Source organism: Pseudalkalibacillus sp. A8, from assembly GCF_045920555.1.
In the GTDB taxonomy this organism is placed as follows: domain Bacteria; phylum Bacillota; class Bacilli; order Bacillales; family Fictibacillaceae; genus Pseudalkalibacillus.
On record NZ_CP174509.1, the window covers coordinates 5,345,012 to 5,358,786 of the forward strand.

The 13,775-nt window shown below is 41.1% G+C and carries 16 protein-coding genes; 5 read left to right on the forward strand and 11 right to left on the reverse strand.

The window, feature by feature from the left end; translation table 11 throughout:
• Position 1: 1 nt before the first annotated feature.
• The 6 genes from ACJROX_RS26820 to ACJROX_RS26845 form a co-directional block, all read right to left on the reverse strand.
• Positions 2-421 carry a TcpE family conjugal transfer membrane protein gene (locus tag ACJROX_RS26820; protein ID WP_408008243.1) on the reverse strand — a complete coding sequence of 140 codons (420 nt, stop codon included), beginning with the start codon at positions 419-421 and terminating at the stop codon, positions 2-4.
• A complete protein-coding gene (locus ACJROX_RS26825; RefSeq protein ID WP_221567140.1) occupies positions 388-618 on the reverse strand; it encodes a hypothetical protein in 231 nt (76 codons plus the stop codon). The genes ACJROX_RS26820 and ACJROX_RS26825 overlap by 34 nt, the downstream gene beginning before the upstream one ends.
• Before the next feature lie 5 nt (positions 619-623).
• Positions 624-1,682 carry a conjugal transfer protein gene (locus tag ACJROX_RS26830; protein WP_408008244.1) on the reverse strand — a complete coding sequence of 353 codons (1,059 nt, stop codon included), beginning with the start codon at positions 1,680-1,682 and terminating at the stop codon, positions 624-626.
• Complete coding sequence (locus ACJROX_RS26835; RefSeq protein WP_408008245.1) at positions 1,672-3,591, reverse strand: type IV secretory system conjugative DNA transfer family protein; 1,920 nt, start codon at positions 3,589-3,591, stop codon at positions 1,672-1,674. The genes ACJROX_RS26830 and ACJROX_RS26835 overlap by 11 nt, the downstream gene beginning before the upstream one ends.
• Positions 3,592-3,604: 13 nt before the next feature.
• Entirely contained in the window at positions 3,605-4,360 is a 756-nt protein-coding gene (locus ACJROX_RS26840) for a hypothetical protein (protein WP_408008246.1), read from the reverse strand.
• Positions 4,361-4,973: 613 nt separating this feature from the next.
• On the reverse strand, positions 4,974-5,324 hold the full coding sequence (locus ACJROX_RS26845; RefSeq protein ID WP_408008247.1) for a helix-turn-helix domain-containing protein: 351 nt from the start codon (positions 5,322-5,324) through the stop codon (positions 4,974-4,976).
• A gap of 165 nt (positions 5,325-5,489) precedes the next feature.
• On the opposite strand from ACJROX_RS26845, the gene ACJROX_RS26850 reads away from it, so the two are divergent.
• From ACJROX_RS26850 to tatC, 5 genes are all read left to right on the forward strand, one after another.
• Positions 5,490-5,750, forward strand: coding sequence for a helix-turn-helix domain-containing protein (locus tag ACJROX_RS26850; protein WP_408008248.1), 261 nt, complete (start codon positions 5,490-5,492; stop codon positions 5,748-5,750).
• A gap of 193 nt (positions 5,751-5,943) precedes the next feature.
• Complete coding sequence (locus ACJROX_RS26855) at positions 5,944-6,990, forward strand: hypothetical protein (RefSeq protein ID WP_408008249.1); 1,047 nt, start codon at positions 5,944-5,946, stop codon at positions 6,988-6,990.
• A gap of 24 nt (positions 6,991-7,014) precedes the next feature.
• Positions 7,015-7,377: a hypothetical protein gene (locus tag ACJROX_RS26860; RefSeq protein ID WP_408008250.1), complete on the forward strand. Its 363-nt coding sequence runs from the start codon at positions 7,015-7,017 to the stop codon at positions 7,375-7,377.
• Positions 7,378-7,417: 40 nt separating this feature from the next.
• Positions 7,418-7,627, forward strand: a complete 210-nt coding sequence (gene tatA / locus ACJROX_RS26865; protein ID WP_408008251.1) for a twin-arginine translocase TatA/TatE family subunit — start codon at positions 7,418-7,420, stop codon at positions 7,625-7,627.
• 5 nt (positions 7,628-7,632) lie between these two features.
• Positions 7,633-8,352: a twin-arginine translocase subunit TatC gene (tatC, locus tag ACJROX_RS26870; protein ID WP_408008252.1), complete on the forward strand. Its 720-nt coding sequence runs from the start codon at positions 7,633-7,635 to the stop codon at positions 8,350-8,352.
• 180 nt (positions 8,353-8,532) lie between these two features.
• Here the strand turns inward: tatC and ACJROX_RS26875 are convergent, their stop codons facing one another.
• Genes ACJROX_RS26875 through ACJROX_RS26895 form a run of 5 tightly spaced genes read right to left on the reverse strand, consistent with a single transcriptional unit; the run spans position 8,533 to position 13,596 of the window.
• On the reverse strand, positions 8,533-9,366 hold the full coding sequence (locus tag ACJROX_RS26875; RefSeq protein WP_408008253.1) for a carbohydrate ABC transporter permease: 834 nt from the start codon (positions 9,364-9,366) through the stop codon (positions 8,533-8,535).
• Positions 9,353-10,231: a carbohydrate ABC transporter permease gene (locus ACJROX_RS26880; RefSeq protein WP_408008254.1), complete on the reverse strand. Its 879-nt coding sequence runs from the start codon at positions 10,229-10,231 to the stop codon at positions 9,353-9,355. The genes ACJROX_RS26875 and ACJROX_RS26880 overlap by 14 nt, the downstream gene beginning before the upstream one ends.
• A 1-nt stretch (position 10,232) precedes the next feature.
• On the reverse strand, positions 10,233-11,546 hold the full coding sequence (locus ACJROX_RS26885) for an extracellular solute-binding protein (protein WP_408008255.1): 1,314 nt from the start codon (positions 11,544-11,546) through the stop codon (positions 10,233-10,235).
• Positions 11,547-11,566: 20 nt separating this feature from the next.
• The gene (locus tag ACJROX_RS26890) at positions 11,567-12,505 is read right to left on the reverse strand and encodes an MTP-1 family protein (protein ID WP_408008256.1); all 939 of its coding nucleotides are present in this window, start codon (positions 12,503-12,505) and stop codon (positions 11,567-11,569) included.
• Entirely contained in the window at positions 12,505-13,596 is a 1,092-nt protein-coding gene (locus ACJROX_RS26895; protein WP_408008257.1) for a glycoside hydrolase family 130 protein, read from the reverse strand. The genes ACJROX_RS26890 and ACJROX_RS26895 overlap by 1 nt, the downstream gene beginning before the upstream one ends.
• Positions 13,597-13,775: the final 179 nt, after the last annotated feature.

Below are 13,775 nucleotides of genomic sequence, written 5' to 3' on the forward strand. Positions count from 1 at the left end.
CTTATTCAAATCGATCGTAAGACTGTGCTTTCTTCATTTGGGGTTGGTAAACCGGCTTATGACTGCTGTAACTGAATCGTCGATTGTACAAATAGCGGAAATACCCGATAAAGAAACGATCCAGCCGTTTGCCATCCAATCGACTTCGACAGATCGCCCCTGCAATGATCCAAGGCAACACCGCATAAAAGGCTACTTGTAAAGTGGTCGGCAGCACCTCATTGATGGTTCCTCTGAAGAGAAATAACAAACCGAATAGAAATACCGCCACGATGATTTGTCTAATTTCAATACCCTTCGAAAAAACAAGGGATTTATCCCCTTTTCCAAACTTCCAGATCTTCAAGGGGTATTTGAAGAATTTTCGGTAGTTATAGGCACCTGACCTCAATTTAAACCACCGCTTTTGACCTGATTCCAAATCGCATTGGCCAGGCTTTCAAATTCTCCAGGGTTCGTTACAATCACGTAACACACGACCGCAAAGATAAAGCTGGAAAAGAACATGCTCCAACGCTGTGATATAAACGCTCGAACGATCATAACGATCATAATAATGAACAAGACCGCAGCAACCTGTGAAGAGATATATTCCGTAAGACCTGTAATATCTGGCATTTCCATCAACCTCCAATAGTATGTTTGAGTTTTTGAACATAAAATTTATTGTTTTCCTTGCTAACGATAAGCGTAAACGGAAGTTTCATGACCACTCCGCTTTTATCCTCTTTAAGATGAACAAGGGTTTTCACCTTGTATTGACCCTTCTTTTCACCTTTATAGACAATAAAATCTTCAACACCCTTATACGAGTATGTATCTTTCAAACTCTCCGGTTTTTCCATCAAATAGGCCATTTCATCAACCGTATTCTCGGTATAAGATGTAAAAAACTGAGTCACAAACCGTTTCATTTCCTGTTCAATTTGTGTGTTTTTCTTTGATGGATCCGTTTTATCCTCAATTGCCGTAAGACGTGTATCACCAGGGACCGCCTGGAAGTAAGGCTGCTCAACCACATTGAATGACTGGCCATCTGTACCGATGGGAACAACAATCATCACTTCTATCGTCTTGATCGGATTCTCATTATAAGCTATCTTTTCAGTTTCCGTTTTTTCTTTACTGTCTGTTCCGTTTACCTCTTCCTTTTTGTTTTGCTCAACACCATTGATTAATTTGTATTTGATCCGGTAGACATACTTGGCGGAATCCTCCTGAACATCTTTTACATCGTAAAGATTGATTTCCTCTAATGCACGCTCCCCTTTGAAATCTGAAAGATTCTCTAGTTCCTCAAGAGTTAAACCTTCTGCTAGATAGGGTTGTAGAGCATTGTTTCGTTTTTCCCGTTGCTCAGGGTCTTTCGGAATATTAATGTAGGTTATGAGGAAGTTTTTTGAGTACATTTCTCCTGCAGGGGAGTTCGTAAAACCAACTTCGTTTAGGCTATCAATTTTGGATTGCGTTTCATCTTGATACGCATTAACACGCTCATTCAAAAAGTTAGTTCGATAAAACGATAGAAAAGAACAGAAAATCACGGTAATTAAAACGACCCAAAATCCAAATGTGAACACAGTCCTGGCGTTAAATCGTGAGGAAACCAAACGCCGTTCATCTTTAAAGATTTTTTTCCTTACCTGTCCGGCATTTCTCTTGAAGCTATTCTTAATTTCCATTCAATCCCTCCAGATTGAGCGAATTCCGTACATAAACTCTTCTAAAATACGTTTCTCCTATGTTCTCTTCTTTCATTTTTCGGCTAATAAAGATTTCACCTATCTGTAAGTTCTTAATCTCGGTTGGATGGGCTCTGTAACGATCAACTTGCCGAACCGTTCCTCTATCCTTTTCGATTCGACGGAAGTTATTTTGCTTTTCAACCTGTTGTGTGATTTCATTATCGGTATAGGTTCCGAACAGGTCGGCGATCCGTTCTGCGTCTTTTGACGCATTCACACGACCAGTAGCAAGGGTGTTACAATTTGTTAAAATACGATCTGTGAGTGTAGGATCCACAGCATCGATGTCAGCTAATGATTGGGTTGAAATAATGCATTCGAAGCCTGCTGATCGTGCCTTGTTAACAATATCAACAATCTCCGCATTCCCATAAGCTGAGAATTCATCGTAGACGGTAAAAATCGGTTTTTTCCCAACCGTCTGCCGATAACCGACTAAACTGTTGACATCCAGGACCAACATCCGGCCAAGTTTTTGAATATAGTCGCGGTAACGGCTTCCTGAGATACTGAAAATGACGACATCGTTTTGATCCGTTATTTTTTTGAGATCGATCCCCTTATCCGATTCTATAAAAAGATGACCAAGATCTGATTCGATGAGTTCGCCTAACTGATTCCGTAAACCACTTAAACATCGTTGGGAATCCTTGTCTGAAAAATCCATATCAAACGTTTCTTTCATCTTCTTTAATTCTTCTCGTAATGCCCTGATTGTCCGTTTTTGAATTTTGACCTCCTCTCCTCCAATAGCAGATTTTGATTGTTCTTCGTCCGGTTCAAAAAAATCCGAGATTAAATCTTCATACCGATTAGTTTTTTCTGCACGTTTGGACTCAACCAAAATTTCTTCTTCAATTTCCTGCTCTTCATATTGCTCCTTGAAGAGATCGTTAACAAGGGCAATGGATGTCAAATCATATATGGTTTGCAGATCTCGGGGAAGTTTAACCTCATCAATGAGCTTCACAACTAACTGTAAATATCGAGAACTGAAGGTCTTATAAAAGGGCTCACTCCACTCAAAAAGATTCAATAATTTATCACGAACCTCAGTAGGTGTACCATGTTTTACCGGATTGTAGGTTAGTGAATCACTTTCTGTAAAAAGAAAGACCTTACGCCCATAAGCTTCTGCAAGCGCCTTGAATGCAAGCATCGATGTTACCTCACCTTTACCATCTAGAAAAATAACAGGTTTCCCGTTACGTAAGGCGACTTCCATCAGCGAAGCAATGAGTGTCGTTTTCCCGGTACCGGTTCCCCCAAGGGCAAGCATATGGTAATTCAATTCGTGAGGATCCAGAGAAACACGCTCTTTAAAATCGGTATAGCCAATAAACGATTCCTTGGAGTTGCTTGATCGGTATTTTTTCTGTTCTTTTGTAAGAAACTTTAATCGTTTTTTTCGAAAAGACACATATGGATGCAATGTTTTTTGTTTTTGATGCTCATTGTATTTCGATACGATAGGTTTCTTCCAGTGGTACTTTGCAAACAGGAAATATATGTAGGAGAAAACGAACGATATCCCTATAACATTCAAATAAGTATCCGGGGTAACTTGAATCAGGTTTCCTTGATTGAAAACCTTCTCCACTCCTGCTGACAGATAAGGAATGTTCATTTTAGAAATAATGCCGAAATAATCAAGCAATGCACCCTTATAAAATTGAATCATCAGTAGGATAAGCCCTAAACCAGCTGCCAGGTAAACAAGCCAACCTCGTTTGAAATAGGATAAGAAAGCAAAAATCATCATCCCGACAAGGGCAGGAACCATAAAACTCATGATCAGGATAGCGGAAACAGCATATAACATCACATCCCCAATGAGTTGATCCATTTTACTTTGTCGTTCAGTTTTTTCCACTTGACTTCACCTCTTCCCATCGATCATTTAAGATCTCTTCCGGGATATCCCTGACCACTACTTTGGAATCATTGACCAGTTTCCTTTTTGCTTTATTGACTGCATTTTTAATTTGAACAAGATTGGTGAAGTATCGTATTTGGTCAAAATGTCCATTCAATAATAGATCATCAAAAAGTTTGAATTTTTCATCATACCTCCTGTGATCCTTCTTGTTCAATTCAAGCTCAACCCAAACATGTATAGGTGTGCCATCTCTTTTTTTAATGACAAAGATAGCGTCAGGGATACGATCTCGTATCTGGTTATATTCCTGCAGTCTATTTGGTTGACTGCCTTGTCCGAGAGCTTTGAATCGTATTTCTCGTTCGGTTTGATACTGGAATTCGATCCCTTCTTTCTCAAAAAGAAATTCATGAAAAAGTAGGAGATCATTCATCAATAAGGCATGTTGAATGGTATAGATTGTTGCTTTCGATGGAACCGTAACGTCGGTATTTGTCACATCACGAGCTTCGCGTGAACCAAAATAGACGCCGACTTTAGGTGCAATACGTTCATATTTCACCAATCCTTTGGCCATCAACTTCCGAACACGGCTATACACCCGAGTCAATGTAGGCTCCTCAAACTTCACACGGATTTGTTTTGCTGTGACAATGCCATTTCGTAGGATAAATGTTAAATAATCCAGGTCTTTTTGTTTTAATGAAGTGTATTTCAGCACCATACGGAGTTCCACCTTTTCCTCCTGTTTGTTTAGACACTTGATACAGCGAACTCATAGATTCGGATATAAATGATTCAAATGAGATTAACCATAAATGCTAGGTAAGAGTACCACCTCAAAAAAAATCAAACCAAAATGGCGATCGATAAAGACATAGTTTTTTTCGCTATGTTTAGACAATTCAATTGTTGATTAGTCTACTTTGAGAACAGTTGTTTGACAAGAAGTAAAATGGAAAACCATACCTAGTTCCCACGAAAAAAATCGGAGCAGGGGAAGAAAGTTTGTTAATTTTGAAGAATATACTAGTGAATTTTGGTTTTTCTGGTCTTTATAAGCTATAAAAAAATGTCGATAAATTAGATCGAAAGTGTTATTAAAGGAGGGGGTGATGCACGGCAACATTCTGAAGAAGAATCTTTACTTAGGAAAGATATACAGGATTGTAAACTATCATTGAAAGACCTACTATTCGTGAAGAAAAATAGACGATTGTTCCTAAACCAAGTAATATTTAAAAATCCTAATTGATTTCAAAAATAAAAAAAGTGCAGAAAAACATAAGGTTTCTCTACACTCTATAGGCTACGTATTTATATCTTTCTTATATTTATCATGCCCGTATTTATTTGTCAGGATTTTTCCCATCTTTTTCTTTCATCTTTCGGAAAATTTCTAACTGAAGTTTAAGGTAATCCTTTTCTTCCTCTGTAAGATTTTCATAATCATAACATACGGTGCTTTTATTTGCTTTATCTCTTGGTGTAGGATCATCTGTTTCACCTAATAAATAATCAGTTGATACCTCAAGGATATTGGCAATTAACTTTATTTCATGGTCTTCCACGGGTCGTGTACCAAGTTCAATCCTGTTCATTACACTTGAGTTTATATTAACCCTTCTTGCTAGTTCTCTTTGAGTCCAACCTTTTAATTCTCTTTGTTTCTTAATTCTTTCGTTTATATGTACAGACAATTAGAACACCATCTTTCCATATTAGAAACATTTTAATTTTATCATGTTTCTATAATAGAAAAAATAAAATTTCTAAAAAAGAAACAAAATGTGTTGACATTTCTTAAATAGAAATTTAATATTTACTTAAGTTGTTTCTAAAATAGAAATGGAAGGAGGATAATGATGAAAAGAATTAATTTAGAATTTATTAAATCAGAACGAATAAAACATAATATCCCACTAAAAGAAATGGCCATAGAACTAGGGTTTAAGAACGCTTCTACGTATTTAAAGTACGAGAATGGTACTTATTCTTTTAAAGCTGACCATCTTCCATTACTAGCAACTAAACTAGGCTGTGATATTAACTCCCTTTTTTTTAATCATAGTGTTTCTAAAACAGAAATATTCTTTAAAAATCTAAATAAAACTATAACAGCATAAGGAGGTGAACTTCATGTCAGTGTCTATACCTAGCAGGTTTATCCTGCATAGACCACCGTAAACAAATTACAAACCTATAACAGTTGAAAGCAGCCTCTTTGTCGAGAATAGCATTTCCCTTTACTTCGTGGAATATAAGTTTAGATTTCATCCCGATAAGTTTTTAAGAATAATTCCATTAAGAGGTGATATTATGGTCAAACGATATTTACTCTTTGATTCCAATTGTTCAATATGCAGCCATCTGGCAACTTCCATCGAAAAAGAAAGTAACGGATGGCTGACCATCCAGAGTCTTCATAACCCTGCGATGAAAGAACTTCTAAATCAAGTGAAGCCTGATTGGGAATTTGAACCGACCATTCTTGAAGTACACGACAACAAACCACCTATAGTCTATACAGGAATACAATTAAAAACGTATATCCTGAAAGGATTGGGTATTCGAAAATCACTACGTATTTCCAGAACGATCCGGGAGGCAGGTGTCCCCTGGTTCACGAAGAATTCGCTCCCTCCGCTCGAGTACCAGGGAAGACGTTCGTTCGTCAAAAAGGGAGGGCTTCTTCTAGGTGGTGTGTTGTTATCACCACTACTGACCTCAATTCTTCCCTCACGGTTCACCAATAACGCAATGGCCGCTACAACGGAAGAGTCAGATTTACTGACACCTAAAAACTGGAGAACCAAAGTGAAAATCAAAGAATCAAAGGAACTGAGTGGCAAAGAAATTCAGAAATATCTAACGGCAGATGTTCAACAAGCACTCGCTTTTAAGGAAGCCGATCTCTCCATTGACACTTCGAGGGTCAATGGCGTCTTCCACATGTTAGAGGATGGCAATACCCTGGTGGCCCTCGTGATGCAAAAAGGCGATTATATTTCGGTTTACTATTCCTTAAGCGTTCCCATCTATCATTTTGGTCGAGGAAGCTATTTATACAAAGTGGATGAAGAAAAGGAAACGATTACCCTGGTCGGTCAAATCGTGAACGGTGAACCGGTGAAAGATGCCAGCATTCAGGCAGCTTGTGGCAATTGCACCATCGATAATTTTTCTTATGGTGGAGGAAGGGAATGCAAAACCTGGAGTGTTCGTTGTCTGATTCAATGTTGTGGACCTTGCACCCTAGCGTGCGGGACCTGGGCCGGATGTCTTCCATGCGTCCTACTCTGGTGTCCGGTTTGTGCCTCTACATGCTGTACGGGATGGGAAGAGACTTGCTACTCCTGCGCCTAAGCCTAAGACGAGGAGGAGAAGCACATGATGATAACCCTGAATTGGGGAAGACGACTGTTCATATGGTTGTTTGTGATCGTCTTTTTCCTCTTTGATCACCCACTGGACCATTTCCCTACGGCTGCCTTTTCCTATACCTGGGGATTTGTTGTCTTAACGAAGTCATTTGATTTTTTGTATTCCTTTTCCGAAAGAAGAATGGAGACAATCTTTCATTCTCTATTGATCGGCATACTTATTGGTGCATGCATCACTTCTCTCCAAGTGCAACCAATCGATGTCCGTCTCGTGGGAGATTTGTTTTTCGCCCTGTCTCCTCTCTTTTTATTTCGGAACGTATTGTCTGTAAAAAATCGACAATGCCATGTAGAAGATATCAAGACGTAACGGTGTGTCCAATTTTCATTTTAAGGAGGTGTCTTCCATTATGAATCCCTTTAATATCGGTTTTCCAAGCTTGATTTTAATCCTGGTCCTTTTCTTGATCCTTTTTGGACCCAATAAATTGCCAGAGCTTGGCCGTTCTGTTGGTCTTACCATGAAAGAGTTTAAAAAGTCGACCAGAGATCTTATCTCCGACACCGAGGGTGCATCCCAAACGGAGGAAAGTAAAAACGGGGACCACATGAAAGGGTAAAAAGTATGCGAGATCAACCGATTCATCACGTAAACGAGTTAAGAAAACGCCTTATCTGGATCCTGTTAATGTTTGTGATATCCTTACTATTCGGGTTCCTCTGCGCAGAACCCGTCTTACAACAGATCAAAGCAGCCCCTATCTCGCAGAGGATTGACTGGAACGTATTTGCGATTGGCGATGCGTTCCATGTCTATTTAAAGATCTCTTTTGTTATCGCGTTAGCAGTTACGACGCCGTTTGCGATGTATCAGATCTGGAAATTTGTATCGCCGGGATTAAGCCGAATGGAACAAAGGGTAACGCTCTACTATATCCCGTTTGTTTTTTTCCTTTTCGTAGCTGGGATTCTCTTCAGTTATTTTTTGATATTCCCGACGGTCTTTCAATTTATGACCTCGTTTTCAGAGCGAGTCGGAGCTTCAGAAGTCTATGGAATTAACCAGTACTTTTCATTCATGTTTCGCTTAATTCTCCCGATTGGGGTGGTTTTTGAACTACCCCTGATCATCATGTTTTCCACCCACCTAGGGCTCATAACACCGTCAAAATTAAAAACATCCAGAAAATACGCGTATATCTGCCTGTTGATCCTGGCAGCTATGATCACACCGCCCGATATCGTATCACATATGCTGGTCACTACACCTTTGATTCTTTTGTATGAAGTCAGTATTGTTTGTTCGAACATCGTATATGCAAAGAAACTGAGTTATAAAAGTTGAAATCGTCCATCCTAGTTTTAGACCTATTTAAGTATATTAGTCGTGGCTGTTTGTACACTTCATATCATACGGGAAACAGGGATTATGACAGTTTTTTGTTGTAACCCCTGCTTCTGTTGATACCGGATCACTCCAGCACATGGAAAGAGACTCCCTTATACTAGCGGGAGTCTCCTCGTTTTATTTCAATACGAACTGCATACCATCTTTAAAGTTTTTACTGAAGATGATGAACAGGATCAGAATCGGCAACGTCAACAAGACGGACGCGGCATACATTGGTCCAGGATAGCCTCCGTATGGTCCGAACATCTGAGCCAACAATACGTTCAGTGTCAGCATCGTTTCACTGTTCACGACAAGCATATCCCATAGCAACTCCACCCATCTCTCCATGAACAAGAACAAGAAGATGATAGTGGTGACCGATTTCGACATCGGGAGCACGACCTTCCAAATGATTTTCAGCTGACTAGCTCCATCGATTTTAGCAGCCTCAATAATCTCATCCGGCAGACTGCGGAAGAAATTCGTATACATGAAAATCGCCCATAGATTCACCGCTTTCGGTAAAATCATAGCCCAGTACGTGTCATACATCCCAAAGTATTTGACGATCAGGAACAACGGAATCAACAGGATGATCGCTGGATAGAACATCTGGAACAGAATCACGTTGTTGATGACATGCCGCCCACGGAACTTCAGCTTCGCCAACGCATAACCGACCATGATCGCTGTCGCAAGCATCAGAATCGTTGATACCAATGTCACGAACACACTGTTGAAAAACGCTCGCAGCCACGGTCTCGCCAGATTCCCATCTCCTCCAGAAAACAACCACTCATAAGACTTCAAACTGAGATCGGTCGGGATGATTTTCCGATCGACTTGATCCCACGGTGCAAGGGATCCTAACACCATATAGAGATACGGAAATACCATGATGATCAGGACGATCGTCGCCAGGATATATAGTAGTGTCGTTTTCAGCTTCGTATTACTCCCAACCATGTCTGGCACCCCATTTCTCAAGAATCTTACGGAATACAAATATAGAAGCGAATGTCACGATAGAGTTGACGACTGCAATCGCTGTCCCGTACCCTGCATTCATTCTTGCGAAAGCTTGTTGATAGATTTCCAGTTGCCACGTATGGGTAGCATACTCAGGGCCACCGCCGGTCAATACATACGGCTCGGTGAAAATACCGAACATCAAGCCGACAGCGAGGATCGTCACTGTATAAAAGGATGGATATAACATCGGAAGCGTCACATTCCAAAAACGTTTGAAGCCGACTGCTCCATCGATTGCAGCTGCCTCATATACATCTTTCGGGATGCTCTCAAGTCCCGCTACGAAAAGAAGTGCATAATACCCGGCGAATTTCCATGCCATCATTAGTGCAATGATCAGCGGTGCCAGGATCGGTGACCCGAGCCAATCGATATCAAGCCCCAACGTACCACGAAGCAATATGTTGAACGGACTGTTATACGATAAAATTCCGTTGACGACAATCGCTGATGCCACCCCTGATGCCAGATAAGGCAGGAAAAACGCAACTGAATACAGACCTTTCAATCTCGGTAAGGCATGGATGATCATGGCCAGGAAAAGGGATCCGATGACGACAATCGGAACAAACATGAATAAAAATTTATAAGTGACGAAAAATGCGGCTCTTACACTCTCGCTGAAAAAAGCCTCAATGAAGTTCTGGATGCCTACAAACTCATAATCAGGTGCGATCAAATTCCAATTCGTAAAAGCGAGATAGGTCGCCCATATTAATGGAAAAAGAAAGAAAATCGCTGAATATATGAGGTAAGGGCTGGCAAACAGCCAACCCAACCTCGCATTGCTTTTGTTCATGTTACTTCAACACCCCGTCGATGGACTTTTTCATGTCGTTCCATGCTTCTTTCGGGTCTTTCTCTCCTTTTATGACAGGATTTACTGCCTCTCTACCGATCGCTTCCTGGATCTCAACTGTCTTCTCGTTATCAATCGGTGGTACAGCATTCGGAATGTTTTCAGCATATTTTACGAGCTGTGGATTTTCTTTAAAGTATTCTGCAAACGTTTCATTTGTCGAAAGGTCATCCCGTGCCGGTGGTAAATTCGTCTTCTCGAACCATGTCAAATCATTTTCCGCATCAGAATAGACCCACTTGACGAAATTAAACGCTGCTTGCTGTTGTTCTTTTGAAGCTGAAGCATAGATAGAAAGGCCTTTCGTATCGGCGAATGTTTTAGCGTTTTCAGGATCGACCCCGTCCGGTACCGGCGGCATGGAAAGTTCATAGGTCTCCCCTTGCTTCATTTCAGGGAATTTATCCGCCCAATACGGGAACGTCCATGGACCGATATCCATCATAACCGCTTGTCCTGTTTCGAATGGATCTGTCGCTTCACGCGTCAGTAGCAAGTCCTTCTCACTTAGATTTTTCATGAATTCAAGCGTCTCAACTCCAGCTTCTTTATCGGCAATGAATATATCACCTTCGACAAAATTGTTTCCTTCTGAAGCAGCATTGTAGACCATAAAGAAGTCAAACCATCTTGCCCACCACGTCGGTTTTACAAGATCCGCTCTTGCCCATAAGAACTTATCAGGGTACTTCTCTTTCAACTTTTCACCCATATCGAGTACTTCACTATACGTCTTTGGTGGTTCGTCATATCCTAGCTCATTCAAGATATCCATTCTCCATCCGAACAACATCGCATTGGAATAAATCGGTAATACATACTGGTGATCGTCAGCAAATTTCCAAGTCGACATCGTCTCGGACATTTCACGGTTCTTAATTAATTCATCATAGCCTTCAAACTCTTCCAACGGAACGATCGCACTGCTTGCCGCTAATTGAGCAGCAAAACCACGAGAAATGTTCTCAGAGATAGCCGGTGCATTTCCAGCTGCGATTGCTGACTGGATGCCCGCTTCAGAAGAAGGGCTTTCTGGCATCGGTGTGACCTTGATTTTCACGTTCTCATTTTCCTTCATGTATTCTTTCGCCATTTCTGTCCAGAATGCTTGTTGAGTGGGGTTTGGTGCAGACCAGAATTCAAATTCTACTTTTCCATCCCCGCTCCCTCCTGCACCAGGCTTTTGACATGCAGAGGCGATCAATGTAACCGCTAACATCAATGTGAATAAACGCATCCATGACTTGTTTATCATCACTCGTTTCCCCTTTCGAATCACTTATTTTTTGTTTCGAATATAGTAAAAGGATCTGGAAGAACCGCTTTATGAGCTTCCGCGTCACTGACACCGACGTAAAGCTCGGCCTGTCCATTCTTCAAACGTACTAAACCACCGCTGAATAAAACATCCTCTAAATCAACCCGCTTAGAAGGTCCTTCAGGAAAATCCTCTCTCGTCGCAATCAGATCCATTGCGCTGATTTTATTTGTCTCTGGTTGATAGACAAACACCATCGGATAATAATGACGGTTCCCTTCTTCATCAAATTTAGCGATATGACCTAGTACACCAATATCACCAGTACCGAGGAGATGGACTTCATTGGCTCCGCCCCATTCTTCTTCAGTGAAGTGGGAAGTAATCAAAGGGGCTTGATCGATCACCTCGGGAGTCAATTCATCGAGCGAATCAATCTCCGTATAACCGATTTTCCCTCTACCACCTTTTTCTCCTTGCGGCCGGGTAAATACACCGATTTTATTATCGGCTAATCCAATAAGGCGTATGTCTTTCATCCCACCTGGTCCAACTGCAAAGCGTTCCAGCTCATTTATTTTGTCACCTCGATAGAAAACCGTCCGCCAGGAGAGCGCGCCCTCTTGAGTCGGATGAGGAAAAATCTCTACGCCACCAAAAACGAGCTCCCCGTCAATCCGGGTGACAAAAGGATCCTGTAGTTCGTAGGTCTTCGTATTCTTTCTCGGCTTCCAGACACCGTCTCCTTCAACAAAGAACACAACATCGGAATGTTCGGTATCGCGACCTTCGACACGCCCCGCAATCACAAGTTTTCCTTCATCTTCGAAAGGTGCGGTAATATTATAGACATCCTTTTCACTGACACCGGTGAACGTTAACTTCTCTGCTTTGATTTCAGGTTTACTAGATTGATAATCTTCTAACAAAGACTGTACCGTAAAAGCCATTCCCATCACCTCGCTTTTGTGAAAGAGTTTTTATAGGTCAGCTTAGAAAAAATCTCATTCAAACTCAGGTCCGCTGCAGCCATTGAGGTATCTGCAGCCCCGTAATAGACCCTAACGTTATCTCCCTGTACGGTAACACCGCAAGTAAAGACAACGTTTCCAAAAAATCCGTCTTTCTCGTAATCCGCATCCGGAACAAGGATCGGTTCTTCACTCTTTGCGAGTATTTTCGCCGGGTTGTCCAGGTCTAATAGGACTGCCCCTAAACAATAGCGGTCATTTTTATCAGCAGCATGGTAGATTTCCAGCCAGCCTTTTTCGGTTTTGAACGGGACTGCCCCGCCACCGATCCGGCCGTTATCCCAACCGTCCTCACTCAAACCAAGCAAGTACTGATGGTTGCCCCAATACATGAGATTGTCCGATTCTGCGATCCAGATTTCAGGTTTACCGATGCCCTTTGGAACCGGACGATGGAGTGTATAATATTTTCCATTAATCTTTTCAGGGAAGATCGCGACATCTTTATTCTCCGGATGAAGCATCAGACCTAAGCGTTCATAATTGACAAAGTCTGTGGTTGAAATCAATCCGACGCCAATCCCCTCAGCTGATACTGCGCTATATTGGATGTAATACGTATCGTCAATCTGCGTCACACGCGGATCTTCAATCCCCCATGCTTCACGTTCCGTTCCGGGATAGATGAAAGGTTCCTCATCTATTGTAAAGTTCCGCCCATCCTTACTTCTCGCAATTCGGATATATGAAAGCGAAGAAAGATAGGCTGCTGTCCGATTTTTTGGGTCATTATATAGAACTGTCCTAGGATCGGAATAGTCATAGTTTGGATCATGGATATCCAACTCAATGATCTTCAACTTTCCTTTCCCGTCAGAAAAGTCGATGATTGGTGCCTTTACCACACCGGGATCATGGTTGATCGGTCGTTCCGCTACCCGTAGCAGCAATAATGTTTCACCTTCATACTCTGCAACACCAGCGTTGAAAACCCCGATGACTTCATGATCATCATGGTATGGCTTGATATCTTCCGGTGTAATCAGAGGATTTTCTTTGAAGCGTTCTACTTTCATCAATTCTCCTCCAGTTAGTAAGTCATAGTTTGCATTGTCTTATTTCACCATTTTGAAAGCGCTTTTAATAGAGAGTATGATAAAATGACAATAAAGCTTGTAATTTATTTTGTAACTTTTCTGTAATTATACAACTCTAATTTGTAATGTCAATAAATAATTACAAATTTTACGTCGAT

What these genes read in the sequence shown, in the direction of transcription:
- ACJROX_RS26825 (WP_221567140.1), bottom strand. Translation starts at nt 618, where the DNA reads ATGCCAGATATTACAGGTCTTACGGAATATATCTCTTCACAGGTTGCT.
- ACJROX_RS26830 (WP_408008244.1), bottom strand. Translation starts at nt 1,682, where the DNA reads ATGGAAATTAAGAATAGCTTCAAGAGAAATGCCGGACAGGTAAGGAAA.
- ACJROX_RS26835 (WP_408008245.1), bottom strand. Translation starts at nt 3,591, where the DNA reads ATGGATCAACTCATTGGGGATGTGATGTTATATGCTGTTTCCGCTATC.
- ACJROX_RS26850 (WP_408008248.1), top strand. Translation starts at nt 5,490, where the DNA reads ATGAAAAGAATTAATTTAGAATTTATTAAATCAGAACGAATAAAACAT.
- ACJROX_RS26855 (WP_408008249.1), top strand. Translation starts at nt 5,944, where the DNA reads ATGGTCAAACGATATTTACTCTTTGATTCCAATTGTTCAATATGCAGC.
- ACJROX_RS26860 (WP_408008250.1), top strand. Translation starts at nt 7,015, where the DNA reads ATGATGATAACCCTGAATTGGGGAAGACGACTGTTCATATGGTTGTTT.
- tatA (WP_408008251.1), top strand. Translation starts at nt 7,418, where the DNA reads ATGAATCCCTTTAATATCGGTTTTCCAAGCTTGATTTTAATCCTGGTC.
- tatC (WP_408008252.1), top strand. Translation starts at nt 7,633, where the DNA reads ATGCGAGATCAACCGATTCATCACGTAAACGAGTTAAGAAAACGCCTT.
- ACJROX_RS26875 (WP_408008253.1), bottom strand. Translation starts at nt 9,366, where the DNA reads ATGGTTGGGAGTAATACGAAGCTGAAAACGACACTACTATATATCCTG.
- ACJROX_RS26880 (WP_408008254.1), bottom strand. Translation starts at nt 10,231, where the DNA reads ATGAACAAAAGCAATGCGAGGTTGGGTTGGCTGTTTGCCAGCCCTTAC.
- ACJROX_RS26885 (WP_408008255.1), bottom strand. Translation starts at nt 11,546, where the DNA reads ATGATAAACAAGTCATGGATGCGTTTATTCACATTGATGTTAGCGGTT.
- ACJROX_RS26890 (WP_408008256.1), bottom strand. Translation starts at nt 12,505, where the DNA reads ATGGGAATGGCTTTTACGGTACAGTCTTTGTTAGAAGATTATCAATCT.
- ACJROX_RS26895 (WP_408008257.1), bottom strand. Translation starts at nt 13,596, where the DNA reads ATGAAAGTAGAACGCTTCAAAGAAAATCCTCTGATTACACCGGAAGAT.